The organism is Streptomyces sp. WAC04114, assembly GCF_019733245.1.
Classification (GTDB): Bacteria; Actinomycetota; Actinomycetes; order Streptomycetales; family Streptomycetaceae; genus Streptomyces; species Streptomyces massasporeus_A.
Map to the genome: position 1 here is coordinate 1 of NZ_JAIGQA010000387.1, position 926 is coordinate 926.

The window sequence follows — 926 nt, forward strand, 5'->3', positions numbered from 1 at the left end:
TCGTCGGTGAACTCCCAGACGGCGGGCAGGTGCCGGGTCGCCGGGTGATCGTGGTTCTCGACGACGGCCTTGCCGGGCTGGTGGTCCGGGTGCCGGGCGAACCGGGCGCCCAGCAGCGCGCCGTAGTACGGCCAGTCGTACTCCGTGCAGGCCGCCGCGTGCACGCCGACGAAGCCGCCGCCCGCCTCCACGTACGCGGCGAGCCGCTCCCGTCCGGCCGGGGTGAGGATCTCGCCGCTGGTGGAGAGGAACACCACGGCCGCAAGGTCGTCCAGGGGCTGTTCGAGGGCTGCCGGGTCCTCGGTGGCGTGGGCCTCGAAGTCCCCGAGGCTGCGCAGGGCGGCGATACCGGCCGGGGTGGAAGCGTGCCGGTAGCCGGTGGTGCGGGTGTGGACGAGCAGTCGTGGTGCCATGGCATACGAACCTAGGAGACGGGGCCGTGAGGGATGCCGGTGCGGCGACCGAAATTCTCGCCCGGCGCGGCCGGACCGGCGTGTCCGCTTCGGTTTCGGCTTCGGTGTCGGCCCAGGTGTGCCCGCGCCGGTGTCGGCTCAGGTGTCCGCCTTGGTGTCCGATTCGTTCAAGACCGGACGTCGCGGGCCTGCCTACGGTGGCCCCATGACTGCACGATTCGATGCCATCGGCCTGGTCGTCTCCGACATGGCCGCATCCGTCGCGTTCTACCGCCGGCTCGGGTTCGCCTTCCCGGACGGCGCCGAGGGCCAGCCGCACGCCGAGGCCGAACTGCCCGGCGGGCTGCGGCTGATGTTCGACACCGAGGAGACGGTCCGTTCCTTCCTGCCCGAGTGGCAGCCGCCCGTGGGCGGGGGCCGGGCCTCACTGGCCCTGCGCTGCGACGGACCGGAGGAGGTGGACGCGCTGTACGGCGAACTGGTCGGCTCGGGGTACCACGGCGAGCTCAAGCC

The 926-nt window shown here is 72.6% G+C and carries 2 protein-coding genes; one reads left to right on the plus strand and one right to left on the minus strand.

The features are described 5' to 3' along the window. On the minus strand, nt 1-413 hold a 413-nt coding region (locus tag K4G64_RS39355), incomplete at its 3' end, for a ThuA domain-containing protein (RefSeq protein ID WP_221760633.1). Nucleotides 414-618: 205 nt separating this feature from the next. Here K4G64_RS39355 and K4G64_RS39360 point away from each other — a divergent pair. Next, nucleotides 619-926: VOC family protein (locus K4G64_RS39360; protein WP_221760634.1), on the plus strand; the 308-nt coding region annotated here is incomplete at its 3' end.